At 69.6% G+C, this 22,897-nt stretch carries 24 protein-coding genes; 15 read left to right on the top strand and 9 right to left on the bottom strand.

Annotated elements, in window-relative coordinates; translation table 11 throughout:
- The first annotated feature begins 152 nt into the window (after nucleotides 1-152).
- Genes G9272_RS15630 through G9272_RS15605 form a run of 6 tightly spaced genes read left to right on the top strand, consistent with a single transcriptional unit; the run spans nucleotide 153 to nucleotide 6,752 of the window.
- Nucleotides 153-938 (top strand): SCO2525 family SAM-dependent methyltransferase, encoded by a 786-nt coding sequence (locus G9272_RS15630; RefSeq protein ID WP_253267819.1) that lies wholly within the window; start codon nucleotides 153-155, stop codon nucleotides 936-938.
- Nucleotides 939-988: 50 nt separating this feature from the next.
- Nucleotides 989-2,848, top strand: a complete 1,860-nt coding sequence (locus G9272_RS15625) for an SCO2524 family protein (protein WP_171397150.1) — start codon at nucleotides 989-991, stop codon at nucleotides 2,846-2,848.
- Between the two features lies 1 nt (nucleotide 2,849).
- Nucleotides 2,850-3,770 carry an SCO2523 family variant P-loop protein gene (locus G9272_RS15620; protein WP_171397149.1) on the top strand — a complete coding sequence of 307 codons (921 nt, stop codon included), beginning with the start codon at nucleotides 2,850-2,852 and terminating at the stop codon, nucleotides 3,768-3,770.
- The gene (locus G9272_RS15615) at nucleotides 3,767-4,765 is read left to right on the top strand and encodes an SCO2522 family protein (protein ID WP_253267818.1); all 999 of its coding nucleotides are present in this window, start codon (nucleotides 3,767-3,769) and stop codon (nucleotides 4,763-4,765) included. The genes G9272_RS15620 and G9272_RS15615 overlap by 4 nt, the downstream gene beginning before the upstream one ends.
- A 1-nt stretch (nucleotide 4,766) precedes the next feature.
- Nucleotides 4,767-5,732, top strand: a complete 966-nt coding sequence (locus G9272_RS15610) for an SCO2521 family protein (protein ID WP_171397148.1) — start codon at nucleotides 4,767-4,769, stop codon at nucleotides 5,730-5,732.
- A gap of 51 nt (nucleotides 5,733-5,783) precedes the next feature.
- A complete protein-coding gene (locus tag G9272_RS15605; protein WP_171397147.1) occupies nucleotides 5,784-6,752 on the top strand; it encodes a hypothetical protein in 969 nt (322 codons plus the stop codon).
- Here G9272_RS15605 and bla read toward each other — a convergent pair.
- Nucleotides 6,749-7,642: a class A beta-lactamase gene (gene bla / locus G9272_RS15600; RefSeq protein WP_437184368.1), complete on the bottom strand. Its 894-nt coding sequence runs from the start codon at nucleotides 7,640-7,642 to the stop codon at nucleotides 6,749-6,751. The two genes, G9272_RS15605 and bla, sit on opposite strands and share 4 nt — an antisense overlap.
- A gap of 255 nt (nucleotides 7,643-7,897) precedes the next feature.
- Here bla and recO point away from each other — a divergent pair, with 255 nt between their 5' ends.
- From recO to G9272_RS15585, 3 genes are all read left to right on the top strand, one after another.
- On the top strand, nucleotides 7,898-8,647 hold the full coding sequence (recO, locus tag G9272_RS15595) for a DNA repair protein RecO (RefSeq protein WP_062649449.1): 750 nt from the start codon (nucleotides 7,898-7,900) through the stop codon (nucleotides 8,645-8,647).
- 73 nt (nucleotides 8,648-8,720) lie between these two features.
- Complete coding sequence (locus G9272_RS15590) at nucleotides 8,721-9,572, top strand: isoprenyl transferase (RefSeq protein WP_020127702.1); 852 nt, start codon at nucleotides 8,721-8,723, stop codon at nucleotides 9,570-9,572.
- Between the two features lie 81 nt (nucleotides 9,573-9,653).
- Nucleotides 9,654-11,009: a histidine-type phosphatase gene (locus tag G9272_RS15585; RefSeq protein ID WP_171397145.1), complete on the top strand. Its 1,356-nt coding sequence runs from the start codon at nucleotides 9,654-9,656 to the stop codon at nucleotides 11,007-11,009.
- 108 nt (nucleotides 11,010-11,117) lie between these two features.
- Here the strand turns inward: G9272_RS15585 and G9272_RS15580 are convergent, their stop codons facing one another.
- Genes G9272_RS15580 through G9272_RS15565 form a run of 4 tightly spaced genes read right to left on the bottom strand, consistent with a single transcriptional unit; the run spans nucleotide 11,118 to nucleotide 14,297 of the window.
- Nucleotides 11,118-11,537 carry a Fur family transcriptional regulator gene (locus tag G9272_RS15580; RefSeq protein WP_028806487.1) on the bottom strand — a complete coding sequence of 140 codons (420 nt, stop codon included), beginning with the start codon at nucleotides 11,535-11,537 and terminating at the stop codon, nucleotides 11,118-11,120.
- A 59-nt stretch (nucleotides 11,538-11,596) separates the two neighbouring features.
- Nucleotides 11,597-12,499 (bottom strand): metal ABC transporter permease, encoded by a 903-nt coding sequence (locus tag G9272_RS15575; protein ID WP_171397144.1) that lies wholly within the window; start codon nucleotides 12,497-12,499, stop codon nucleotides 11,597-11,599.
- A complete protein-coding gene (locus G9272_RS15570; protein WP_171397143.1) occupies nucleotides 12,499-13,320 on the bottom strand; it encodes a metal ABC transporter ATP-binding protein in 822 nt (273 codons plus the stop codon). Before G9272_RS15570 ends, G9272_RS15575 begins: the two co-directional genes overlap by 1 nt.
- Before the next feature lie 17 nt (nucleotides 13,321-13,337).
- Nucleotides 13,338-14,297, bottom strand: coding sequence for a metal ABC transporter substrate-binding protein (locus G9272_RS15565; RefSeq protein ID WP_171397142.1), 960 nt, complete (start codon nucleotides 14,295-14,297; stop codon nucleotides 13,338-13,340).
- Nucleotides 14,298-14,470: 173 nt separating this feature from the next.
- Here G9272_RS15565 and G9272_RS15560 point away from each other — a divergent pair, with 173 nt between their 5' ends.
- Entirely contained in the window at nucleotides 14,471-15,853 is a 1,383-nt protein-coding gene (locus tag G9272_RS15560) for a glycine--tRNA ligase (protein WP_171397141.1), read from the top strand.
- Nucleotides 15,854-15,935: 82 nt separating this feature from the next.
- On the opposite strand, the gene G9272_RS15555 is transcribed toward G9272_RS15560, so the two are convergent.
- A complete protein-coding gene (locus G9272_RS15555; RefSeq protein WP_171397140.1) occupies nucleotides 15,936-16,907 on the bottom strand; it encodes an SGNH/GDSL hydrolase family protein in 972 nt (323 codons plus the stop codon).
- 244 nt (nucleotides 16,908-17,151) lie between these two features.
- Nucleotides 17,152-17,541 carry a hypothetical protein gene (locus G9272_RS15550; RefSeq protein WP_171397139.1) on the bottom strand — a complete coding sequence of 130 codons (390 nt, stop codon included), beginning with the start codon at nucleotides 17,539-17,541 and terminating at the stop codon, nucleotides 17,152-17,154.
- A 165-nt stretch (nucleotides 17,542-17,706) separates the two neighbouring features.
- Between G9272_RS15550 and G9272_RS15545 the strand changes: the two genes are divergently transcribed.
- Together G9272_RS15545 and G9272_RS15540 are read left to right on the top strand one after the other, a co-directional pair.
- Complete coding sequence (locus G9272_RS15545; protein ID WP_171402003.1) at nucleotides 17,707-18,549, top strand: helix-turn-helix domain-containing protein; 843 nt, start codon at nucleotides 17,707-17,709, stop codon at nucleotides 18,547-18,549.
- Nucleotides 18,531-18,812, top strand: coding sequence for a DUF397 domain-containing protein (locus G9272_RS15540; protein WP_171397138.1), 282 nt, complete (start codon nucleotides 18,531-18,533; stop codon nucleotides 18,810-18,812). The genes G9272_RS15545 and G9272_RS15540 overlap by 19 nt, the downstream gene beginning before the upstream one ends.
- On the opposite strand, the gene G9272_RS15535 is transcribed toward G9272_RS15540, so the two are convergent.
- Nucleotides 18,791-19,903 (bottom strand): endonuclease/exonuclease/phosphatase family protein, encoded by a 1,113-nt coding sequence (locus tag G9272_RS15535; RefSeq protein ID WP_171397137.1) that lies wholly within the window; start codon nucleotides 19,901-19,903, stop codon nucleotides 18,791-18,793. The two genes, G9272_RS15540 and G9272_RS15535, sit on opposite strands and share 22 nt — an antisense overlap.
- Before the next feature lie 188 nt (nucleotides 19,904-20,091).
- Here G9272_RS15535 and G9272_RS15530 point away from each other — a divergent pair, with 188 nt between their 5' ends.
- The 3 genes from G9272_RS15530 to G9272_RS15520 are packed head-to-tail and all read left to right on the top strand — an operon-like array spanning nucleotide 20,092 to nucleotide 22,626.
- On the top strand, nucleotides 20,092-21,102 hold the full coding sequence (locus G9272_RS15530; RefSeq protein WP_171397136.1) for an aldo/keto reductase: 1,011 nt from the start codon (nucleotides 20,092-20,094) through the stop codon (nucleotides 21,100-21,102).
- A 25-nt stretch (nucleotides 21,103-21,127) separates the two neighbouring features.
- Complete coding sequence (locus G9272_RS15525) at nucleotides 21,128-21,724, top strand: TetR family transcriptional regulator (RefSeq protein ID WP_171397135.1); 597 nt, start codon at nucleotides 21,128-21,130, stop codon at nucleotides 21,722-21,724.
- Nucleotides 21,724-22,626 (top strand): UTP--glucose-1-phosphate uridylyltransferase, encoded by a 903-nt coding sequence (locus G9272_RS15520; RefSeq protein WP_171397134.1) that lies wholly within the window; start codon nucleotides 21,724-21,726, stop codon nucleotides 22,624-22,626. Before G9272_RS15525 ends, G9272_RS15520 begins: the two co-directional genes overlap by 1 nt.
- A gap of 30 nt (nucleotides 22,627-22,656) precedes the next feature.
- On the opposite strand, the gene G9272_RS15515 is transcribed toward G9272_RS15520, so the two are convergent.
- Nucleotides 22,657-22,875 (bottom strand): hypothetical protein, encoded by a 219-nt coding sequence (locus G9272_RS15515; protein WP_171397133.1) that lies wholly within the window; start codon nucleotides 22,873-22,875, stop codon nucleotides 22,657-22,659.
- Nucleotides 22,876-22,897: the final 22 nt, after the last annotated feature.

Raw genomic sequence — 22,897 nt, 5'->3', positions numbered from 1 at the left:
GACGGAAAACGATCTCCGGGAAGAGGAGTCATACCGTCCCCTTGTGAATGTCGACAAATCGAATTGCAGCCAGTGCGATTTGCGTACCTGATCTCCATCATTGCTCTGTGCACCCACTCCTTCAAGACCCATGCGTCCTGCTACGCTGAATCATGACCTCGGTACCGCCCGCCGCTGACCAAAAGCTGAATGGTGATGTGCTCTGGGACGACTTCGATCCCGGTGTGTACATCAGTCACAATTACCTCGAGATGCAGGCCGTGGACGAGGAGATCCTCTCCCATGTGCGCGATCACTTCAGTGATCACTTCCGAGGTCGTGGGCGGGTCGCTTCCGGTATCGACGTCGGCGCCGGGCCCAATCTCTATCCGGCCCTCGCCATGCTTCCCTGGTGCGACCGGATCACGCTGCTGGAGCGGTCTGCCCGGAATCTGGACTACCTCCGGCGGCAGTGCCCCGACTACGCCCCCCACTGGGATCAGTTCTGGAACGTCCTGTGCAAGGACGAGGCATATGCCACGCTCGACATGACGCCCAGGGTCCGGTTCAAGGAGGCCGTCCAGCAGCCCGAGTCGGGCAGTCTCTTCGATCTCTGCACCGATACGCGCCGCTGGGACCTCGGTACGATGTTCTTCGTCGCCGAGTCCATCACCACCTCGCTCGCCGAATTCCGGCGAGGGGTGGGCTGTTTCATGAACGCCCTGAATTCCGGGGCACCTTTCGCCGCCGCCTTCATGGAGCATTCCGAAGGATATCGCGTCGGTGCCCACACATTCCCCGCCCGTGATATCGACGAATCCGAAGTGCGGGCGGTTCTCAGTGGTTACGCGGACCATGTGGAGATTCACCGCACAGCCAATCCGAAGCAGCTTGTACGGGACGGCTACACGGGTATGATCCTGGCCTGCGGGCAACGAAAAGACCGACGCGACGAATAAGATGTCGGAGTTCTTTTCCATGGTGATGGGCCTGTGCGAGGGGAATGGGCATGCAGATCAAGCCGAGACAGAACCTGCTCGAGGTGTGGCAGGCCATCGCTCGCCATTCTTTCGACAACGGAGAATGGGAATGGGGGGAATGGGGCGGTCGCAGCAGCGTCGCCGACGCGGAGCGTCTGCTCTGCCTTCTGTACCCCGCCACCGAAATCGAGCCGTTCCGCCTGGACGACCCCGACACCACCCAGCTGGACGTGGAGAGGGCCCTCAGGAACGCGGGTGACTCCAGCGAGATTCCCATGAACCTCCTGGAGATCCTCGGCGACTTCATGGAGAACCACCGCGGCGAGGAGAGCCCCACCTTCGCCGGCGGCTACTACTTCGCCACGGAGGACCCGGAGCAGGAACTCTCCAAGGAGCAGGAGGAAGTGGGAGTCGTCGACTCCTACTCCATGTCGATCACTCTCTGCCTGGCCACCCTCGGCTTCCTCAAGGTGTACCGGGGCAAGACCCAGCGGGCGAGCACCCTGGCCCGCATCGACAAGCTGAGAGAGGCGACCAGCGCCCGCCTGACCGCGGCCATGGTGAGCCTGTTGCGCTCCTTCACCGTCAACGTCGTCGACATCGGCTCCGACCAGGGGCAGGCGCTCGCCCGGCTGCTCGGCCGGGGCCGGCTGTCCGACCGCCAGGTCCTGCACCGCTTCCAGGACCGGTTCAAGTCGCTGCGCGCCCTCATCAGCGAGAGCGTCACCCTCGGCCTGGACACCGATGTCGCCGACCAACTCCGCAACGAGAACCGGCTGTTCGAGTGCGGCTGGGCCTGGAGCCTGGTGAAGGACGCCCCCGAGGTCGAGGTGGAGGCGCAGACCGCCCAGGACATCGGCAAGCAGCCCCAGGGCGTGGCCCACGCCGTGCCGTACCTGTACTTCACCGTCGTCGCCCTCGACGGCATCCCCGACCTGTCCTCCGAGCGCACCCTCGTCCTCGGCCTGCTCACCGCCGAACAGCAGAAGCTCGCCGACGCGCTGCGGCTGCGCTGGGAGATCACCCAGCAGTACTGGTCGGGCATCGCCCGCTTCGACGCCGCCACCTGGCCGCTGGAGGAGATCCCCTGGCGCACCACGCTCCAGCAGCTGGAGTCCGAGTACTTCTCCCTGTCCGTGGCCTCGATCCTCGTCCACGACCTGGTGCGCCGCCGTGCCACCGACGACGACCTCACCCGCACCGTGGCCGTCATGGAACGCCTCGCCGAACGCGGCCGCATCACCAGCCGCACGGCCCGTGAGGACCCGGCGATCGGTCTGCACAACCCCGGAGTCACCCTCCCGCTGCTCGGCAGTGAGGAGATCGGCCCGGCCATGAAGTGGACGATGGGCGACTTCTCCGCGCAGCTGCTCAAGCGGACCGTCCAACTGTGCGCGCTGTCACGGAACATCGGCTCGCAGGACCGTTTGCTCACGCTCGCCGAGAGCATCCTCGACCACCTCTGGGCGCGTCGCATCAGCGACGGCGACGGCGTCGGCCTGTGGGACAACGTGCACGCCGTGTACCCCGAATCACCGGTCCGCACAGGGCCGTTGTCCTGGAGCATCACCGAGCGCGTCACCGAGTGCATGGTCGCCGCGCACGCCCTCTACGCGCAGGATCCGATCCGCAGCTCCGAGATGACCGCCCTCGCCCAGGCGGCGCTCAGCGAGGCCGCTCACCTGTTCGGCAAGGAGCAGCTGGAGCAGCCCGCCCCCGCCCCCAAGAGCCCCCAGGGAGAAGAGATCAAGGGCATCGAGGCCGACCTGCGGCGCGCCCGTCAGCTCGTCGACAAACAGCCCGGCACCGCCCACGCGCTCGCCCTCGGCGTCCTCGCCCGGCTCTACGCCCTGGCCCGCGCCCGAGGCGCAGACGCCCGGGGGGTGTGAAGTGCTCGTCTTCGCCGCCTCCGACAAGGGAGGCACCGGCCGCTCCGTCACCAGCGCCAACCTCGCGTATCACCGCGCGCTGGACGGGGACGACGTCTGCTACCTGGACTTCGACTTCGGCTCGCCCACCGCCGCCGCCGTGTTCGACCTGCCCGACGTCCTCTCCGAGGCCGAGGGGCGTGGCCTGCACTCCTATCTGAAGGGCAAGACGGGCGAGCCGCTGCGGGTCGACGTCTGGGCGCGCACCGAGCACCCCGTCCTGCGCGGCAGGCCCGGTGGCTCCGGGCGGCTGGTACTGCTGCCCGGCGACCGCACGGCCGGTGAATTCGTCACCGACGAGGAGAACCTGCACCGCTGTGTGGACCTCGTCCTTCGGCTGAAACGCGAATTCGACGTCATCATCATCGACCTGAGCGCCGGACGCAGTTATGCGATGGACCTGGCACTGGCCGCCACATCGCCCCGGGGCGGGCTCGGCCGCCTCAAGAACCGCTGGCTCGTCTATCACCGGTGGACCCGCCAGCACGTCATGGCGGCAGCCGAACTCGTATTCGGGAAACAGGGGATAGTGCAAGCCGGTACGGCCATCGGACACGACCCGGACGTGCTGGGCGGCGCCATCAGGTTCGTGCGCGCCGCGGTGCCCGATCTGGAGTCGCCGTTGTGGTCCCAGGTGTCGCCCGCGCAGTACGCGTGGATGCGGCAGTGCGACAAGGAACTCGAGGAACTCGCGGCCGGCCGGGGCATCGGCAGAACCAGGGTGCTGGCGTCCATTCCCCTGGAACCCGTCCTCCAGTGGCAGGAACGCCTCATCACCGACGAGGACGTGCACGACCGCCGGATCGCCAACAACGAGACCTGGCAGGCCATGGGGGATCTCGCGCAGCGGCTGACCGACGACAAGTTCTGGGGGCAGTTGTGAAGGGGCCGGGCACCGTTTTCCGGGAGAGCAGCGCCGACCCGCGCACCGAATCCGTGCCCTTCTCCCATCTCTCCCTGGAATTGGGCCACTTGTACATGGAGGACTTCGCCGAGGGGGCCGCCCGGCTGCGTCGGCACTTCGCCGGCGTACGGCCCTGGGTGGAGGCCGCGCGGGCCGGTCTCGGCCCGCTGCCGCCGGGCCGCCGGCCCCGGATCAGCACCTGCTTCCTGATCGACGACTACTTCTCCCGGCTGTCCACCCCCGCCGAGCTGATCCCGCCCCTGCTGGCGGCCGCGGCCGAGGCCGGGCTGACCATCGACTACCTGGCCCGCGAGTCGGGCTGCGCCGGCCCCGCCCTCGCCCCCGGCGGCTCCGCCCACCGCGACCGGGCCGAACCGGCCGAGTCGGTCCTGCACCGGCTGGTGGAGTCACCGCCGCCCGGCAGCAACGGCTTCCGCCCGCCCGTCGGCCGCACCGGCTGGCTCACCAACGGCCGCCGCGCCCCCTCCCAGCGGACCTCGGCCGCCCTGGACTCCACCGGCGTCTGGCAGCCGCCGAGCGAGACCGAGGCACGCGGCCACTCCGTGTTCCTGGACGTCGAGCTGTGGAACGGGCCCGAGGACGCGCGCACCTGGTCCTGCGCCTTCCTGGCATCCGTCTGGCAGCTGGTCCGGCTCGGGCTGCTGCGGGACAACGGCGCGGCCGTGCTGACCCCCACCCGGTGGCAGGGTGAGGAGTTCCCGGCCGAGTGGGACGCGCTGCCGCCCGTCCTCCAGCTCAACCCCTCCGCGACGCCCTTCACCGCCTACGCCACGTGCAGCGTCCTGCCGGCCCGGTTCCTGCCCGTCGAGCACGCCGTACGCGTCATCCTCGACCAGGTCCACGTCGAGGCCGAGGCGCTCGAGCAGGTCGCCGCGCGGTCCGCGGCCGAGGGCTGCACGGTGCCCGCGGGGGTCGTGGACCGCACGTCCTACGTGTTCCCGCCGGGGTTGTGAGATGAGCGGCCTGGGCACGGCCTCCGGTCCCGTCCTCACCTGCGGTGAGGTGCGGACCTGTCTGCTGCCCACCCGTAGGGCGGTGGACGAGCGGACCGCCGTGCGGCTGCTGCGGCTGCGCGCCGACGAACCCGTCCGGACCTCGCGGCGCCCCAACCGGCACGCCCTCTCCCCGGACGTCCTCACCGGCGTCGACTGCCGGCTGCCCACCGCAACCGGGGCCAAGGTCCGCGCGGTCGGCACCGTGGCGGCGCACGCGGGGCTCGTCGAGGGCCGCGTCCTCCAGTCGACGGCGTACTTCTCCGCCCCGGCCACCGGGCCCGACCGGCGGCGGCCCTGGGGGTACTACCTGGTCCGGCCCGGTTCCCTGGTCCCGGTCGGCAGACTGCCCGAGAAGTCCGTCACCGAGGGCTTCCTGACCGGACATCAGCAGGACCAGCTGGACGTCGGTTCGATCGCCGAGAGTCTGCTGGCGAGGATCTCCCGCCGGCACGACCTCCTGGACCACGACGCTCCGCTCACCACGACCGACACCAGCCTGCGCTGGACCGCGTCACCGGCCGACGACGGCGAGCCGGCGTCGGCGCGCTTCACCGAGCTCGGCTCGGGCCTGCGGATCGTCGAACTGCGGCTGCCGCGAGGGACCACGCCCGTGGCGGCGGCCACGCTGTGCGAGGACCTCGCCCTGCACGACTGGCTGCTGACGACCGTCGGCGACAAGCTCGACGGGCTGCCGCCCGGCTCCGAGAACCAGGCGGCCGCGATGAAGGTGCTGCGTCCGCTCGTCGAGCATCTGCTGCACCTGTGGATGCCTCAGGCACGCCTGGACCGTGCCTTGAGCCCGCCTTGGGAGGAACTCGAGCGGCACCCGGGATTCAGCAGACAGTGGAACACCATGGCACAGCGCATCCGGGACCAGCTGGCACTACAGAACCTCATCCGGGGCGAGGTGCCGGCCCTGTCCTGACGGCAACACGACAGCTGTTCGCGCAGCATCCCGACGGGGGGAGAAAGAGAGATGCCTGCACCGACGAACCCGAACTTCCGCGGCGACCGGATCCGAGACGGCGAGGGCGCCCGGCATGTGACGCAGAAGATCCTGATCACCGTGGTGGCGGGTGGCGTCGTCTACCTGCTCACCAATGTCGTCGGACCGTCCGAGGAGGACGGCCCGTGGCAGCTCGTGCTGTCCGTGCTGTGCGGCGGCATCGTGCTGATCGTGCAGTTCCTGGCCTCCTTCGTCAGCCAGCTGGGCGAACTCAGGGAGTCGGTGGACAAGCGGTTCGCCGACATAGGCGAGGCGACGAAGCTCTTCACCGAGGTGGAGAAACTGCGCGGCGACGGGGTGCCCCGGCTCGCCGAGCACGCCACCAAGGTCGTGTCCATGGGGCCCGACATCCTGCACGAGTTCGCGCATACGGAGATCGACCGTCTCGCCGCGCAGATGGAGGACTTCACCAACCTCAGCGCCGAGTGCGCGGGCGAGAACCACGACTGGCTCCTGACCCTCACCAAGTGCGCGAGGACGAGCATCGACGCCATCAGCACCACCGTCGTCGACGACGGGTTCTGGAACACCGAGCCGGCCGGACGCTACCTGACCGCCCAGCGCGAGGCGATCCTGGAACGGCGCATCTCGGTCCGGCGCCTGTTCATCGTGAAGCGGCCCGAAGAGCTGGCCGCCCTGGAACCGATCTGCGCGGAGCAGCGGGAGATGGGCATCCAGGTCCAGGTGGTGGCCCTGGAAGAGCTCCCGCTCTACCTGCGCCGCGGCAAGATGATCGACTGCATCCTCTTCGACGGGGTGCTGTCGTACGAGATCCACGCGGACCAGCTGAGTGTGAACACCTCGACGACGGTGAACGCCCGGGCCGACGAGGTCCAGCCCCTGATCCGCCGGTTCGACCAGCTGTGGGAGGCCGCCGCCCCGGGCATTTCCCCGAACGGCGTCCCCGACAGCGTCCGACTGAGGCCCGACGGGCCCTAGACCAGCGTCTCCGCCAGTACCCTCGCGGTCTCCACGATCAGTTCGTTGTCGTAGGCCGCCTCCCGGTCCGGCTTGGTGAGCTGGACGACCAGGACGACGGGGGCGCCGTCCGGGGTCCAGGCGACTCCGGCGTCGTTGTTCGCGCCGTACCAGCCGCCGCCGGTCTTGTCGGCGACCGTCCAGGTCGGAGGGAGTCCGGCGCGGAACCGGTTGGCGCTGGTGATCGTGCCGAGCATCCAGTCGGTCAGGCGCCGGCCGTCGGCCGGGGCCAGCGCGTCGCCGAGGACGAGACGGGCGTAGGTCCGGCCGATCGCGTACGGGGTGGTGGTGTCCGTGACCCGGTCCGGTTCGGCCGAGTTGAGGTCCGGCTCCCAGCGGTCGAGGCGGGTGACGCGGTCGCCGACGGAGCGGGCGAAGCGGGTGATCGCCGTGGGGCCGCCCAGCTCGCGCAGGAGCAGGTTGCCGGCCGTGTTGTCGCTGCGCTGGATGGCCGCGGCGGACAGCTCGGCGATCGTCATGCCGTCGGCCACATGGTCCTGGGTGACGGGGGAGTTCTCCACCACGTCCGTCGACGTCCAGAAGACGCGGCGGTCCAGTGTTGCCTCGGGCAGGTCCCGCAGGACGGCCGCGACCGCCAGGGTCTTGAACAGGGAGCAGACCGGGAAGCGTTCGTCGGCCCGGTAGCGGACCGAGCGCCCGGTGCGGACGTTGTACGCGAACACGCCGAGGCGGGCGCCGTGCCCGGCTTCGAGGTCGCGCAGGCGGGCGGTGACGGGGTCGTCGGTGGCGGCTCCGGCGGGGCCCGCGGTGAGCAGGACGGCCGTGCCGGCCGCGCCGGCCGTCAGCAGGGTGCGGCGGGAGGGCCTGGGGGAAAGGTGCGAGCTTAAGATCGTTCTCTCCGTCCGTCGAGGATCATGGTCTCCTCTGTCACGGACGTCTCTCCGCTCCCGTTGGTTGCGTCGCCCCTGGTCGCGCGCACCCCGTCCGAGCGATCGTGGCGGGCGGGCACACCGCCCCTCCGGCGTAGGCGAGAATGGGCGTATGAGCCTGTTCCGCGACGACGGCATCGTGCCCCCCACCCGGCAGCCGGGTGCGGCGGACCGCGGCATGCCGCACCCCCGGCAGGCCGCCCCCGGCGGTGCCCGATGAGTCTCTTCCGGGACGACGGCATCGTCCTGCGGACCCAGAAACTCGGCGAGGCCGACCGCATCATCACGCTGCTCACGCGCGGGCACGGGCGGGTGCGGGCCGTGGCGCGGGGGGTACGGCGGACGAAGTCCAAGTTCGGCGCCCGCCTCGAACCCTTCTCCCACGTCGACGTGCAGTTCTTCGCGCGGGGCAGCAGCGAACTGGTCGGCCGCGGCCTGCCGCTGTGCACGCAGAGCGAGATCATCGCTCCCTACGGTGGCGGGATCGTGACCGACTACGCCCGCTACACCGCCGGGACGGCCATGCTGGAGACCGCCGAGCGGTTCACCGACCACGAGGGCGAACCGGCCGTCCAGCAGTACCTGCTGCTCGTCGGGGCGCTGCGCACCCTGGCCCGCGGGGAGCACGCCCCGCACCTCGTCCTCGACGCGTTCCTGCTGCGGTCGCTGGCCGTCAACGGATACGCCCCCAGCTTCGGCGACTGCGCCAAGTGCGGAATGCCGGGACCCAACCGGTTCTTCTCCGTCGCGGCCGGCGGCTCCGTCTGCGTCGACTGCCGGGTGGCCGGCAGCGTCGTACCCTCGCCGCAGACCCTGGTCCTGCTGGGCGCACTGCTCACGGGAGACTGGGAGACGGCGGACGCGTGCGAGGCGCGGCACGTCCGGGAGGGCAGCGGGCTGGTGTCCGCCTATCTGCACTGGCACCTGGAGCGCGGACTGCGCTCACTCAGGTACGTGGAGAAATAGGCGCAGAGGAACAAGCGCAGAGAAACAAGCGCAGAGAAACAAGCAAGCGAAAGTCAGAGGAGACGAGAGGCACATGGTCGTACGCGGGTTCCTGGGGCGGCAGCGTCGGGAGTACAGGACGCCGGAGCCGCACCCGTCCGGCGCGCGCCCGCCGAAGCTCCCGGGCGAGCTGGTCCCCGAGCATGTGGCGATCGTCATGGACGGCAACGGCCGCTGGGCCAAGGAGCGCGGGCTGCCGCGCACCGAGGGGCACAAGGTCGGCGCCGAGCAGGTCCTCGACGTGCTCCAGGGCGCGGTAGAGATGGGTGTGCGCAACATCTCGCTGTACGCCTTCTCCACCGAGAACTGGAAGCGCTCGCCCGACGAGGTCCGCTTCCTGATGAACTTCAACCGCGACTTCATCCGCAAGACCCGCGACCAGCTCGACGAGCTCGGCATCCGGGTGCGCTGGGTGGGCCGGATGCCCAAGCTGTGGAAGTCGGTCGCCAAGGAGCTCCAGGTCGCCCAGGAGCAGACCAAGGACAACGACCGTCTCACCCTGTACTTCTGCATGAACTACGGCGGCCGGGCGGAGATCGCGGACGCGGCGCAGGCGCTCGCCGAGGATGTGAAGGCGGGCCGGCTCGACCCGTCGAAGGTCAACGAGAAGACCCTCGCGAAGTACCTGTACTACCCGGACATGCCGGACGTCGACCTGTTCCTGCGGCCGAGCGGCGAGCAGCGCACCTCCAACTACCTGCTCTGGCAGAGCGCGTACGCGGAGCTGGTCTTCCAGGACGTGCTGTGGCCCGACTTCGACCGCCGTGACCTGTGGCGGGCGTGCGTCGAGTTCGCGTCCCGGGACCGTCGTTTCGGCGGCGCGGTCACGAATGAGGAACTCTTGGCCATGGAGGGGAAGACTCCGGACCAGGAGGCCACCTCCTAGCCTCCGTGCGTTCACCCGGCCCGTCGACGCTGCGGGAGATCAGTCCGTCCCCGGTCTCCCGCTCGCTGAAACGGCCCGCACATGAACCGCGTCACCCCCGCCCTCGCCACCGCCCTCGGCGCGCTCGTGCTCACCGCACTGCCTGCCCACGCCGCCGACACCGGCGGCTCCGGTACGCACCTCGCGCACCGCGACAGCTACGGCACGAAGGCCACCTACGCGCCCGAGCAGAGCGCACGCTCCTACCAGCGGCCGCCGGCCGGCTTCACCCCCGTCTTCACGGAGAACGTCTCCCGGCACGGCTCCCGCTCCGCCACGGACAGCGAGGACGGCGACCTGATCCTCGCCCTCTGGGACAAGGCCGAGGCCACGGGCCAACTCACCGGCAAGGGTGAGGAGTTCGGCCCGAAGGTACGCGCCCTCCAGGCCGCCATGGCGAAGATCGGCTACGGCAACCTGAGCGGCCTCGGCAAGGAGGAGATCCAGGACACGGCCACCCGCACGGCCGCCCGGCTGCCCTCCCTCTTCGCCGGGATCGCGCGCGACGGCGAGAAGATCGACGTCGTCAGCTCCGGCCAGGGCCGGGCCGTCGACAGCGCCAACCTGTACGCGGGCGCCCTCGCCGACGCCGACCCGGCCCTCGAGCCGCTGATCGGCACGACCCGCACCGACAAGGACCTGCTCTACTTCCACAAGGCCGACGGCGGCGCGGCCTACCGCGACTACATCGCGAACGACCAGCGCCTCGCGGACACCCTGGCGAAGATCACCGACCAACCGAAGACCCACAAGGCCGCGTACAGCGTCCTGCGGCGCCTCTTCAAGGCCGCCTTCGTCGAGCAGCTCGGCAGCGCCGACCAGGTCGCCGCAGCCCAGGCCGTCTACAACCTGTACGCCATCGCCCCCGCGATGAGCGAGGAGAGCCCGGGCGGGAAGGGCTGGGGGATGCAGCGGTACATCTCCACCTCCGACGCCGCCTGGTTCGGGTACCTGAGCGACGCCGAGGACTTCTACGAGAAGGGTCCCGGCTTCGCCGACAGCGACATCACGTACAAGATGGCGGACGTCCTGCTCGACGACTTCTTCCAGCAGGTGGAGGCCAAGCGGTCCGGCACCAGCACCCTGGGCGCCGAACTCCGCTTCACCCACGCCGAGGAGATCATCCCGCTGGCCGCCCTGATGGGCCTGCCCGGCAGCACGAAGCCGGTCACCGCCGCCAAGCCGTACACCTACGCCTCGAACCCGTGGCGCGGCGCCGACGTGGCCCCCCTCGCCTCGAACATCCAGTGGGACGTCTACGAGAAGAACGGCCGGTTCCTGGTCCGCATGCTCTACAACGAGCAGGAGACGTCCTTCAAGGCCGCCTGCACCCCGATATCCAAGGGCAGCAAGTTCTACGACCTGGACGAGCTGGAACGCTGCTTCGGCCGCGGCTGAGCGAAATCAGCCCGTCCGGCGCTTGAGGACGAGGCCGTTCAGGCCGAAGCGGGGGTCTGGGGGCGCAGCCCCCAGGGGCCGGTCACCCGACCCGCACCGCACAACCGCTCAGCCGCCGGAGGCACCCGCGCAGTCGGAACACGTGCCGAAGATCTCGACCGTGTGGGCCACGTTGACGTAGCCGTGTTCCGCGGCGATCGCCTCGGCCCACTTCTCCACCGCCGGGCCCTCCACCTCCACGGCCTTGCCGCAGACGCGGCAGACGAGGTGGTGGTGGTGCTCGCCGGTGGAGCACCGGCGGTACACCGACTCGCCGTCGGAGGTGCGCAGGACGTCGACCTCGCCCGCGTCGGCGAGGGACTGGAGGGTGCGGTAGACCGTGGTCAGGCCCACCGAGTCGCCCTTGTGCTTGAGCATGTCGTGCAGATCCTGGGCGCTGCGGAACTCGTCGACCTCGTCGAGCGCCGCCGCCACGGCGGCACGCTGGCGGGTGGAACGGCCCTTCACGGGCGGTCCAGCGGTTGTCACCGTTGCCTCCTCACGTCTGCGGCTTGCCGGGCCATTGTGCCAGCCCCGGCTGTGCGCGGTCAGACGCCGACCTCGTCCCCCGCTGCCCGGGTGGCCGGAATCGCACACTCCGCCGGGTCGCCGGCGGGTTGCGCCGCCGCCAGCGCGCGGGCGCGGCGGCGGGCCAGCGGAGCGGCCAGCACGCTCAGCGCGATGAACGCGCCGATGGTCAGCAGCACGATCGTCGCACCGGGCGGGACGTCCTGGTAGTACGAGGTCACCGTGCCGCCGGTGGTCACCGTCACGCCGATCGCCACCGCGATCGCGAAGGTGGCGGCGAAGCTGCGGCTGAGCTGCTGGGCCGCGGCCACCGGGACCACCATCAGGGCCGACACCAGCAGCAGGCCGACCACCCGCATCGCCACCGTCACGGTGACCGCCGCCGTGATCGCCGTCAGCAGGTTCAGCGCGCGGACCGGCAGGCCGGTCACCCGGGCGAACTCCTCGTCCTGGCTGACCGCGAAGAGCTGGCGGCGCAGGCCCAGGGTGACGACGACCACGAAGGCCGCGAGCAGGCAGATCGCCGTGACGTCCGACTCGGAGACGGTCGACAGCGATCCGAACAGATACGACGTCAGGTTGGCGTTCGAGCCGCCCGGCGCGAGGTTGATGAACATCACGCCGCCGGCCATGCCGCCGTAGAAGAGCATGGCGAGGGCGATGTCGCCGCGGGTTTTGCCATACCAGCGGATCAGTTCCATGGTCACCGCGCCCACGACCGAGACGGCGGTGGCCATCCACACCGGGGACCAGGACAGCAGGAAGCCCAGGCCGACGCCGGTCATCGCGACATGGCCGATGCCGTCGCCCATGAGGGCCTGGCGGCGCTGGACGAGGTAGATGCCGACGGCGGGGGCCGTGATGCCGACCAGGACGGCGGCCAGCAGCGCCCGCTGCATGAAGGCGTAGTTCAGGAAGTCCATCAGCTCAGCAGTCCCGTGCGGATCGGTTCGGCGCCCGCGGGTGCGTGCGGGTGTACGTGGTCGTGGCCGGGCAGGGCGTGCTGCCCGAGGGCCTGCGGGGGTGGGCCGTCGTGCAGGACGCAGCCGTCGCGCAGGACGACCGCCCGGTCGATCAGGGGCTCCAGGGGGCCCAGTTCGTGCAGCACGAGCAGGACCGTCGTACCGGCCGCGACCTGGTCCTTCAGGGTCCGCGCCAGGACCTCCTGGCTGGCCAGGTCGACGCCCGCCATCGGCTCGTCCATGATCAGCAGTTCGGGTTCGGCGGCCAGCGCGCGGGCGATGAGTACGCGCTGGTGCTGGCCGCCGGAGAGGGCGTCGACGTTGTCCTTGGCCCGGTCCGCCATGCCGACGAGGTCCAGGGCGTGCCGCACGGCCTCCCGGTCGGCCTTGCGGAAGACGCCGAAGCGGGTGCGGGAGAGCCGGCCCGAGGAGACGACCTCCGTCACCGTGGCCGGCACCCCGCCGGCGGCCGTCGTGCGCTGCGGGACGTAGCCGATCCGCGCCCAGTCCCGGAACCGGCGCTGCGGCGTGCCGAACAGCTCGACCTCCCCGGCGCTGACCGGGACCTGCCCGATCACGGTGCGTACGGCGGTGGACTTGCCCGAGCCGTTCGCGCCGAGCAGGGCGACGACCTCACCGCGCCGCACGGTGAGGTCGATGCCCCGCAGGACCGGGCGCGAGCCCAGCTCCGCGCGGACACCGCGCAGGGAGATGACGGACTCCGAAGAGACGGACTCCGATGAGACGGACTCGGCCTTCGCGCCGGTGACGCTCGCGTCCATGACGCCCTCCGTAGAGATCACTTCGTTCCCAGGGCTGTCTTCAGCGCCTTCAGGTTCGCTTCCTGGACCGAGAAGTAGTCCGTGCCCCGGGACTTCTTCGTGATGCCCTCGATCGGGTCGAGGACGTCGGTCTCGAGGTTCGCGTCGGAGGCGATGGTCTTCGCGGTCTTGTCGCTGACGAGCGTCTCGTAGAACACGGTCGTGACGCCGTCGGCCTTGGCCATCTTCTCAAGCTCCTTCACGCGGGCGGCGCTGGGCTCCGACTCGGGGTCGAGGCCGTTGATGGCCTCTTCGGTCAGGCCGTAGCGCTCGGCGAGGTAGCCGAAGGCCGCGTGCGTGGTGACGAAGACCTTGGTCTTCGTGTTCGCCAGCCCGTCCTTGAACTGTGTGTTCAAGGCGTCGAGCTTCTTCACGAGGGCCGCGGTGTTCGCCTTGTAGTCGGCCGCGTGGTCCGGGTCGGCCTTCTCGAAGGCCTTGCCGACGCCCTCGGCGACCTGGGAGTAGCGGACCGGGTCGAGCCAGATGTGCGGGTCGAGGCCGGACAGCTCCTCGTTCTCGTGGTCGTCGTGCTCGGCCGCGTGGCCGCCGACCTCGTTGCCGTGCTTCTCCAGTGTGGTGAGGGAGGCTGCGTCGATCTTGGTCTTGACCTCGGACTGGGCCACCGCGTCGTCGACGGAGGGCTGGAGGTTCTTGAGGTAGAGCACCGCGTCGGACTTCTGGAGCGCGGCGGTCTGCTGGGCGCTGATCTCCAGGTCGTGCGGCTCCTGGCCGGGCTCGGTGAGGCTGCTGACGTTCACGTGGGCCCCGCCTATCTGCTCGGCGAGGAAGGCCATCGGGTAGAACGACGCGACGACGTCGAACTTGTCCGTGTTGGTCGCGGCCGCGCTGTCGGAGGAGCAGGCGGAGAGGGTGCCGAGGCCGAGGGCGGTGGCCGCGGCGATCGCGGTGCCGGATATGAGTCGTCGTCGTACGTTCATGACAGTCATTTTCAACAAATATGGAAACCGTTGTCAACAAGGCCTGGTAACGGCTGGGTAAGGGTCTGGGTAGGGATCCGATTTGGTCGAGGGGGAGTCCCCGCCGGTACCCTGAAGTCTTCTCTGGAAGCGCATCTCGCTTCGCCGCCCGTCGTCGTTATGAAGAGAGCACCGTGGCCGCCGACAAGATCGACACCATCGTCAGCCTGAGCAAGCGCCGTGGCTTCGTATTCCCGTGCAGTGAGATCTACGGCGGTCAGAAGGCCGCCTGGGACTACGGACCGCTGGGTGTCGAGCTCAAGGAGAACCTGAAGCGCCAGTGGTGGCGCTACATGGTGACGTCGCGCGAGGACGTGGTCGGCATCGACTCGTCCGTCATCCTGGCCCCCGAGGTCTGGGTGGCCTCCGGCCACGTCGCCACTTTCTCCGACCCGCTGACCGAGTGCACCTCCTGCCACAAGCGGTTCCGCGCGGACCACCTGGAAGAGGCGTACGAGGCCAAGCACCACCGCCAGCCGGAGAACGGCCTGGCGGACGTGAACTGCCCCAACTGCGGTAACAAGGGCCAGTTCACCGAGCCCAAGCAGTTCTCGGGTCTGCTCTCCACCCACCTCGGCCCCACGCAGGACACCGGCTCCATCGCCTACCTGCGCCCCGAGACCGCCCAGGGCATCTTCACCAACTTCGCCCAGGTGCAGACCACTTCGCGCCGCAAGCCGCCGTTCGGCATCGCGCAGATGGGCAAGTCCTTCCGCAACGAGATCACGCCCGGCAACTTCATCTTCCGCACTCGCGAGTTCGAGCAGATGGAGATGGAGTTCTTCGTCAAGCCGGGCGAGGACGAGACGTGGCAGGAGTACTGGATGGAGCAGCGCTGGAACTGGTACACCGGCCTGGGCCTGCGCGAGGAGAACATGCGGTGGTACGACCACCCGAAGGAGAAGCTCTCCCACTACTCCAAGCGCACCGCTGACATCGAGTACCGCTTCCAGTTCGGCGGCAACGAGTGGGGCGAGTTGGAGGGTGTCGCCAACCGCACCGACTACGACCTCTCCGCCCACGCCAAGGCCTCCGGCCAGGACCTCTCCTACTTCGACCAGGATGCCCAGGAGCGCTGGACGCCGTACGTCATCGAGCCGGCCGCCGGTGTCGGCCGCGCGATGCTCGCGTTCCTGCTCGACGCGTACGTCGAGGACGAGGCGCCTAACGCCAAGGGCAAGATGGAGAAGCGCACGGTGCTGCGCCTCGACCACCGTCTGGCCCCGGTGAAGGTCGCGGTGCTCCCGCTGTCCCGCAACCCCGAGCTCTCCCCGAAGGCCAAGGGCCTCGCCGCCGCGCTGCGTCAGAACTGGAACATCGAGTTCGACGACGCCGGTGCCATCGGCCGCCGCTACCGCCGCCAGGACGAGATCGGCACGCCGTACTGCGTGACCGTCGACTTCGACACCCTGGACGACAACGCGGTCACCGTCCGCGAGCGTGACTCGATGAAGCAGGAGCGGGTGTCCCTCGACCAGATCGAGAGCTACCTCGCCGGCCGCCTGATCGGCGCGTAGCCGCTCGCGGCACCCGGCATACCGAGGCCGGCCTCGACGGGGAGTACCCGTCGGGGCCGGCCTCGCGCCGTGTGCGTGCGGGTCAGTTCACGCCCAAGGCGTTGAGGATCGCCGCGGAGACGTGATCGGCGGCGTTCTTGTGGCCCTTGGCGTTGGGGTGCACGAAGGCCACCTCGCTCGGGAAGGTGCTGAACACGCCCTCCACCCAGCGGCCCGCGTCGCAGACGCTGTGGTTGCGGGTGGAGGGGGCGAGGTCGACGAACGCGTCGCCGTGCTCACCGGCCCTCTTCTCGATGGTCGCGTTGAGCGGGTTCAGGACGTCGTCGCGCAGCCAGTCCAGGTCCCCCGGGGTGATCGAGGCGAACTGCTCCCAGTCGTTGTACCGGCACTTGGAGGTGTCCTCCGGGATGACGGTGGGGTAGCCGACGGTCACGATCTTGGCGTGCGGGGCGCGCTCGTGCAGGGTGGCGAGCATGTCGTCGTAGTCCCCGCTCACCTTGGCGAGCCGGCCGGGGATGTTGTCGGCGAGGTCGTCCCGGCACGGCGTGCCCACGCCACCGCTGCCGCTGCCCAGCTGAAGACAGGTGAAGAGGATGTCGGCGAACCCGAGGGTGTTGCCCCCTACGCCGACCGTGATCACGTCGGTGCCGGAGCGCACCGCCTCGGACTGGGGAGGCACCGGGGGGAACGGGTAGTCCGGGTCCTCGGAGAAGGGCGGCAGGTGGCGGCCGATCGGATGCTGGGCGTTGAAGGTGATGTCCTCGATGGTGGCGGCGCCGCAACTGACGTTGGTCAGCTCGATCAGCGAGCCGAGGTCACGGTCGATGACCTGCGGGTAGGACCGGTCGGTGCGCTCGCAGCCGTCCCGGGGGACTTCGAAGACCTCGCCGGCCGCCGGGATGACACCGGCGGTGTAGGAGTCGCCCAGGGCGACCCATTCGTAGGACGCCGCGGCGGCGGGTTGCGCCCCGGCGAGTTGGGCGGGAGCGAGGGCGCCGGCGGTGAGAGCCGCGGCCGAACCGAGCAGGGCCAGTCGAGTGCGGAACCTTGCCACGAATCCTCCAGGGATGCGGTGTTGGCGACGCTTTGACCCTATGAGGTCGGTTACTCAACGCACTAGATCCAATGCGGACAGTTACAGGACGTGGGGTTCAGGGCCGGGCGCGGGGCGCGCACGGCGCGCTGTGAACGGACGGGTTCGGTATGTCGGCGACATGTGATCTTCGCCGGTCCGTTCCGGCTCGGTGGGTGAGCGGTGCTGCACGATCACGCTCCGTGTCTAGATGGCCTGTTCATGGTCATTCATGCCGTTCTCGCCGGTGGCTTCGCAGCAGCACGTTCGCGTCGGTCTCCGCGCTCCGGTCGTGCGCGGCGCGGGCGCTCTCCCGGCGCGACGCCAGGTCGTCGCACTCGGCGCAGTCCGGCTCCGGTACGGGCGGGCGGGGCGTGCCGATGCCGACCATGAACGGCGCGTCCGTCCGAGCGCGCCGGTTCGCCGCCCGTACGCCCGCGCTCAGCCGCTGCTCGGCGGTCGCCGGCCGCAGCGCCGCCGGGTCGGCCTGCCACTCCCGGCCGCCGCCGACGGGCCGCAGCATCGCGTAGGGGCCGGACCGTTCCTGGTACTCGCCGACCTTGTCCGTCGCGGGGTCGTAGAACAGGGCGCCCGGCTCGTGCTGCGTGTCGTGCATGTCTTTCGCTCCTTTCACCCAACTTACATACTAATTGTGATGGTTGGGCTACTCTGCGTGGTGGGGGTCGTCGTCAGGATGGCCCGCGATCGGGATCGGCGCGCCGCTGACGTGGGGCTCGGCGTCGTCGGGCAGCGCATATTCCACAAATTCCGGAGGGGTGAGATGCCGTCGAGGCGGGTGATCACGGGGCGCAGTCAGGAGCCTCGGCGGCGGTTCGCGGAGGAACTGCGCCTACTGCGGACCGAGAAGGGGGACAGCCTGCGGCAACTGGAGGTCGTGCTGGGCTGGAACGCGTCGACGTTCGGGAAGATGGAGGGCGGCCAGAGTCTGGGCAGCCCGGAGATCGTGGAGGCGCTGGACCAGCATTACGGCACGGCCCCGATGCTGCTCACGCTGTGGGAGCTTGCGGTGGCGGATCCGTCGCAGTTCAAGGAGCAGTATCGGCGGTACATGTTGCTGGAGGCCGAAGCGATCGGCCTGTGGCACTACGGCGTGAGCAGGCCGCCGGGGATGCTTCACACGGCCGGGTATGCGCGAGAAGCGCTCGCGGCGGGCGGGCTGAAGGGGGAGGAGCTCGAGCAGCAGGTCGAGGCCCGCATTGGGCGACGGAAGGTGCTGGAGGGGGTCGATGCACCCCCGTTCCGCATGATCCTTGCCGAGGCGGTGCTGCGTAATTCGCTGCGCGATCCCCGAGAGTGGCGGGAGCAGTTGGAGTGCCTGCTGGAGGCTGCGGAGCGCCCGAACGTCACCCTTCATGTGCTGCCGTTCGGCACGGGGCTGCACTCGCTGGACACCACCGACATAATGTTCCTGCGCCTTGTGGATGGCCGAACGGTGGCCTATACCGAGAACGACGTTCGAGGTGAACTGGTCGACGAAACAAGCAGGGTTGAGCGTCTGCACCGCACATATGATGCGGTACGTGACCTGGCGCTGAACCCTGCCGAGTCGCGGACGTTCATCTTGCGTATGTTGGAGGAATTGCCGTGCGAGCCATCGACCTGAGCAGCGTGACGTGGCGCAAGAGCAGCTACAGCAACTCGGATGGCGGCCAGTGCCTCGAGGTCTCCGACGACCTCCTCAGTGCCGCCGCCTGGCGCAAGAGCAGCTACAGCAACTCGGACGGCGGCAACTGCGTCGAGGTCGCCGACAACGTGCCCTCCCTCGTCCCCGTGCGGGACAGCAAGGATCCCGCACGAGGCGCGCTCGTCTTCGGGGCGGAGGCCTGGAGCCGCTTCGTCCGTGTCTACAGGTCGACGTCCACGTAGAGGGACGCGTGGTCGGAGGCCTCGTCGGCCTTCGAGGTCACGGTGTCGAAGGACTTGATGCCGTTCGCGAAGATGCCACGGGTCTCCAGGCCGACGTGCTGCACCTCCTGCCACAACTCCGGTGAGAGCAGCAGGTAGTCGAGCTTGTTCCGCTCGCTCTTGCAGTCGCCGTGGGTGCCGGGCAGCCCGCTGTAGGAGCGATGGCTCATCACGTCACGCAGCCCGGTGGCCCCCAGTGCCGCCGCCGTCTCGCTGTCCGGGTCGTCGTTGAGGTCTCCGCCGACGATGACGTGCGGGGTGCGCTCCAGCGCGTCCCGGTAGATCTCCGCGACCCGCTTCGCCTGGGCCAGCCGCAGCTCGGGATCGTCCTGGAACTTGCTCTTCAGGTGGTTGCCGAGGATCACCAGCGGTGTGCCGTTGAGCTGGATCTCGAACTCGGGGCAGTCGCGGCTGAAGAGGCGCCTGTTGGGGCGTTCCGGGTCGGTCTCGAAGAGGTGGGACCGGACGGACGTGATCGGGTGCCGGCTGAGGATCCCGATGTCGATGCCCCGGGGGTCGTTGCCGTCGATCAGCAGGGCGTAGGGGTACGGCCGCCTGCCGAGTGCCCCGGCGAGCACCTGCGTGTTGAAGCGCTCCAGGGTGAGGCGGTCCTCGACCTCCACGGTGAGCAGGACGTCGGCGTCGACCTCGGAGACCACGCGGCCGGTGTTGCGCACCACGTCCAGCTCGAAGTCGTCCTGCCCCAGTTCGGCCCAACCGGCCCACGCGAAACGGCCCTTGGCGGTGACCTCGACGCGGGTGCTCTTTCCCGACCCCGTCGTCTTGAACAGTCCCGAGTCCTTGCCCGGCCGGGCCTGGTTCACGAAGATCGGCGGCGGGTCCGTCGGGTCGACGTCGTACGCCCGGTGCTTCTTGATGAGGTCGGCGATCTTCGTCTTGTCGTCGTCCGTGTACAGCGGCCGGTCGAGGAGGGCGACCAGTGTGGCGAAGTCGTCGAGGATCTCCTTGCGCTGCACCGGATCCTCGATGCGGAAGGCCGTGGGTCGGCGGAAGAGGTTCTCCATGTTGAAGGTGGCGATGCGGATGCTCATGGCAGCCTCCATGGCGGCGCGAAGGGCCGCTCGGTCGGCGGCAGGCGCCGCCGGGGTGACTGCGCACCGACATCTCTCATTGTCCTCGGTGTGCACGGCCCGTCGACCGGAGAGATGGTGAATGACAGACATGGAGTGACAGCTGACAGATGTTGAAATCTGTCAGCTGTCATGCCAGGCTGGTGGGCATGACGATGCGAACCCGTTCCCTCGGCACCACCGGTCCCCAGGTCTCCGCCCTCGGTCTCGGCTGTATGGGTATGTCCGCGCTGTACGGCGACGCGGACCGGACCGAGGGGATCGCGACGATCCACGCCGCCCTCGAGGCCGGCGTGACGCTGCTGGACACCGGCGACTTCTACGGCATGGGCCACAACGAGCTGCTGATCGGCGAAGCGCTGCGCTCCGCACCCGCCGCCCGCCGCGAACAGGCGCAGGTGAGCGTGAAGTTCGGCGCCCTGCGCGACCCGGACGGCGGCTGGAGCGGCTACGACGGCCGTCCGCAGGCCGTGAAGAACTTCGCCGCCTACTCCCTCCAGCGCCTGGGCGTCGACCACATCGACGTCTACCGCATCGCCCGGCTCGACCCCGATGTACCGATCGAGGAGACGGTCGGCGCGATCGCCGAGCTGGTCGAGAAGGGCTACGTCCGGCACATCGGCCTCAGTGAGGTCGGCGCCGAGACCATTCGCAAGGCCGCCGCCACCGCGCCGATCGCCGACCTCCAGATCGAGTACGCGCTGATCTCGCGTGGCATCGAGAGGTCGATCCTGCCGGTCACGCGTGAGCTGGGGATCTCGATCACGGCGTACGGCGTGCTGTCGCGCGGGCTGATCTCCGGGCACTTCACGGCCGACCGCAAGCTCGCCGCGAACGACTTCCGGCTCTACTCGCCCCGCTTCCAGGGCGACAACCTCCAGCACAACCTGAACCTGGTGGAGGCTCTGCGGAAGATCGCCGAGCAGAAGGGCGTCTCCGTCGCGCAGATCGCGATCGCCTGGGTGCTGGCCCAGGGCGAGGACATCGTGCCGCTGATCGGCGCCCGGACCAGGGAGCGGCTGGCGGAGTCGCTGGGCGCGCTGGACGTCGTCCTGGAGGCCGCCGACCTCGCCGCGATCGAGGACGCCGTCCCGGCCGACGCGGCCGCCGGTGACCGCTACTCGGCCGCCGCGATGGCCCACCTCGACAGCGAGCGCTGACCCGCTCTCCGGGTACGGTCTGAGCATGTCACCGACCACCGAGACCCTGACCGCCGAGCGCATCCTCGAGGCGACCGAGGAGGTGCTGCGCCGCCACGGCCCGGCCAAGGCCACCGTGGTCGACGTGGCCCGCGCGCTCGGCGTCAGTCACGGCAGCGTCTACCGGCACTTCCGGACGAAGGCGGCGCTGCGCGAGGCGGTCACGAAGCGGTGGCTGGACCGTATGTCCGAGACCCTCTCCGTCATCACCGCCGACGAGACGCGCACCCCGGAGACCCGGCTGCGTGACTGGCTCGCGGCGCTCTTCGCTGCCAAACGCCGCAAGGCGGGCGAGGACCCCGAGCTGTTCGCCACGTACATGGTGCTGGCAGGGGAGAGCGGCGAGGCGGTCGGCGAGCACCTCGCCGACCTGACCGGCCAGCTGACCCGGATCATCGAGGCGGGAGTGGCGTCCGGCGACTTCGCGACCCCCCACCCGCGGATCTCCGCCGTCGCCGTCTTCCAGGCCACCGGCCGCTTCCACGACCCCGGCTACCAGCGGCTGTGGGAGCGGCCGGAGGCACAGAAGGACTTCGCGGCACTGATGGACCTGCTGCTGCGGGGACTGCGGGGTCCGGCCTGATGTCCCCGACGATCCGCCGGGCCGTGATCCCCGCCGCCGGGCTGGGCTCCCGGCTGTTGCCCCTCACCAAGGCGATCCCCAAGGAGATGCTCCCGGTCGGCGACAAGCCGGTGATCGAGCACACCGTCCGCGAGCTGGTGGACTCCGGCATCACCGACATCACCATCGTCGTGTCCGGCGGCAAGAGCCTGATCCAGGACCACTTCCGCCCAAACCCGGCCCTCGTCGAGCAGCTCCGCGCCGACGGCAAGACGGCCTACGCGGACGCGGTCGAGGAGGTGGCGGAGCTGGCCCGCAAGGGTCACATCACCTATCTCGACCAGCACGGCCCGTACGGCAACGGCACCCCGGTGCTGAACGCCGCCCGGTCCTTCGGCGACGAGCCGGTCCTGGTCCTCTGGCCCGACGACGTCTTCGTCGCCGAGACCCCCCGCGCCCAGCAACTGATCCGCGCCTACGAGCAGACCGGCTGCCCGGTGCTGGCGCTGCTGCCGATGGACCCGGCCGACTCCCAGCGCTACGGCGTCCCCGTCGTCAAGGAAGACCTCGGCGACGGGACCCTGCGCATCACCGGCCTCGTCGAGAAACCCGACCCCGCGCGGGCACCGTCGTCGTACGCGGCCATCGGCGGCTATGTCATCACCCCCGGCATCATCGACGAACTGCGCGAGCAGACCCGCCGCTGGTACGAGCACCGGACCGGTGAGATCTACCTGACCGACGCCATCAACGCCTACGCCCGCGGCCGCGCGGTCTACGGCCAGGTCATCCAGGGCCGCTGGTACGACACCGGCAACCCGGCCGACTACCTCGTCGCCCAACTGGCCCACGCCCTGGCTCACCCCGAGTACGGACCCGTGCTGCGGGGGCTGGTCAGCGGCCTCGACGCCCGCGGCGACTGAGCGACCTCACTCGCACCCATCACACCGCAGTCAGCGCGGCTCGCGGCCCTCCGCGGGGTCCACCGTCGCCTGATGCGCCTCGGCGAGGTGTTCCTCGGCCTTCAGCCAGGGCAGGAACTGCGCCCCCTTGCGCCAGCCGCAGGTGTCACATCTGATCGTGCGCTGCACTCCCGCGCGCCGCACTCTGACGACATGCTCCCGTCCGTGCTGGTCCCAGCGGCTCACCTTGCTCGTGTTGATCTCCAGCACGACGCCTCCCGATATCTCGGCC

This window comes from Streptomyces asoensis, from assembly GCF_013085465.1.
Taxonomy (GTDB): domain Bacteria; phylum Actinomycetota; class Actinomycetes; order Streptomycetales; family Streptomycetaceae; genus Streptomyces; species Streptomyces cacaoi_A.
Note: the sequence above shows the minus strand (reverse complement) of the source record. Positions and strands in the feature narration are given on the sequence as shown.

Bases quoted from the DNA above. Each gene is read 5' to 3' on its own strand.
- G9272_RS15630 (WP_253267819.1), top strand. From the start codon at position 153: ATGACCTCGGTACCGCCCGCCGCTGACCAAAAGCTGAATGGTGATGTG.
- G9272_RS15625 (WP_171397150.1), top strand. From the start codon at position 989: ATGCAGATCAAGCCGAGACAGAACCTGCTCGAGGTGTGGCAGGCCATC.
- G9272_RS15610 (WP_171397148.1), top strand. From the start codon at position 4,767: ATGAGCGGCCTGGGCACGGCCTCCGGTCCCGTCCTCACCTGCGGTGAG.
- G9272_RS15605 (WP_171397147.1), top strand. From the start codon at position 5,784: ATGCCTGCACCGACGAACCCGAACTTCCGCGGCGACCGGATCCGAGAC.
- recO (WP_062649449.1), top strand. From the start codon at position 7,898: ATGAGTCTCTTCCGGGACGACGGCATCGTCCTGCGGACCCAGAAACTC.
- G9272_RS15590 (WP_020127702.1), top strand. From the start codon at position 8,721: ATGGTCGTACGCGGGTTCCTGGGGCGGCAGCGTCGGGAGTACAGGACG.
- G9272_RS15585 (WP_171397145.1), top strand. From the start codon at position 9,654: ATGAACCGCGTCACCCCCGCCCTCGCCACCGCCCTCGGCGCGCTCGTG.
- G9272_RS15575 (WP_171397144.1), bottom strand. From the start codon at position 12,499: ATGGACTTCCTGAACTACGCCTTCATGCAGCGGGCGCTGCTGGCCGCC.
- G9272_RS15570 (WP_171397143.1), bottom strand. From the start codon at position 13,320: ATGGACGCGAGCGTCACCGGCGCGAAGGCCGAGTCCGTCTCATCGGAG.
- G9272_RS15565 (WP_171397142.1), bottom strand. From the start codon at position 14,297: ATGAACGTACGACGACGACTCATATCCGGCACCGCGATCGCCGCGGCC.
- G9272_RS15550 (WP_171397139.1), bottom strand. From the start codon at position 17,541: ATGCACGACACGCAGCACGAGCCGGGCGCCCTGTTCTACGACCCCGCG.
- G9272_RS15545 (WP_171402003.1), top strand. From the start codon at position 17,707: ATGCCGTCGAGGCGGGTGATCACGGGGCGCAGTCAGGAGCCTCGGCGG.
- G9272_RS15535 (WP_171397137.1), bottom strand. From the start codon at position 19,903: ATGAGCATCCGCATCGCCACCTTCAACATGGAGAACCTCTTCCGCCGA.
- G9272_RS15530 (WP_171397136.1), top strand. From the start codon at position 20,092: ATGACGATGCGAACCCGTTCCCTCGGCACCACCGGTCCCCAGGTCTCC.
- G9272_RS15525 (WP_171397135.1), top strand. From the start codon at position 21,128: ATGTCACCGACCACCGAGACCCTGACCGCCGAGCGCATCCTCGAGGCG.
- G9272_RS15520 (WP_171397134.1), top strand. From the start codon at position 21,724: ATGTCCCCGACGATCCGCCGGGCCGTGATCCCCGCCGCCGGGCTGGGC.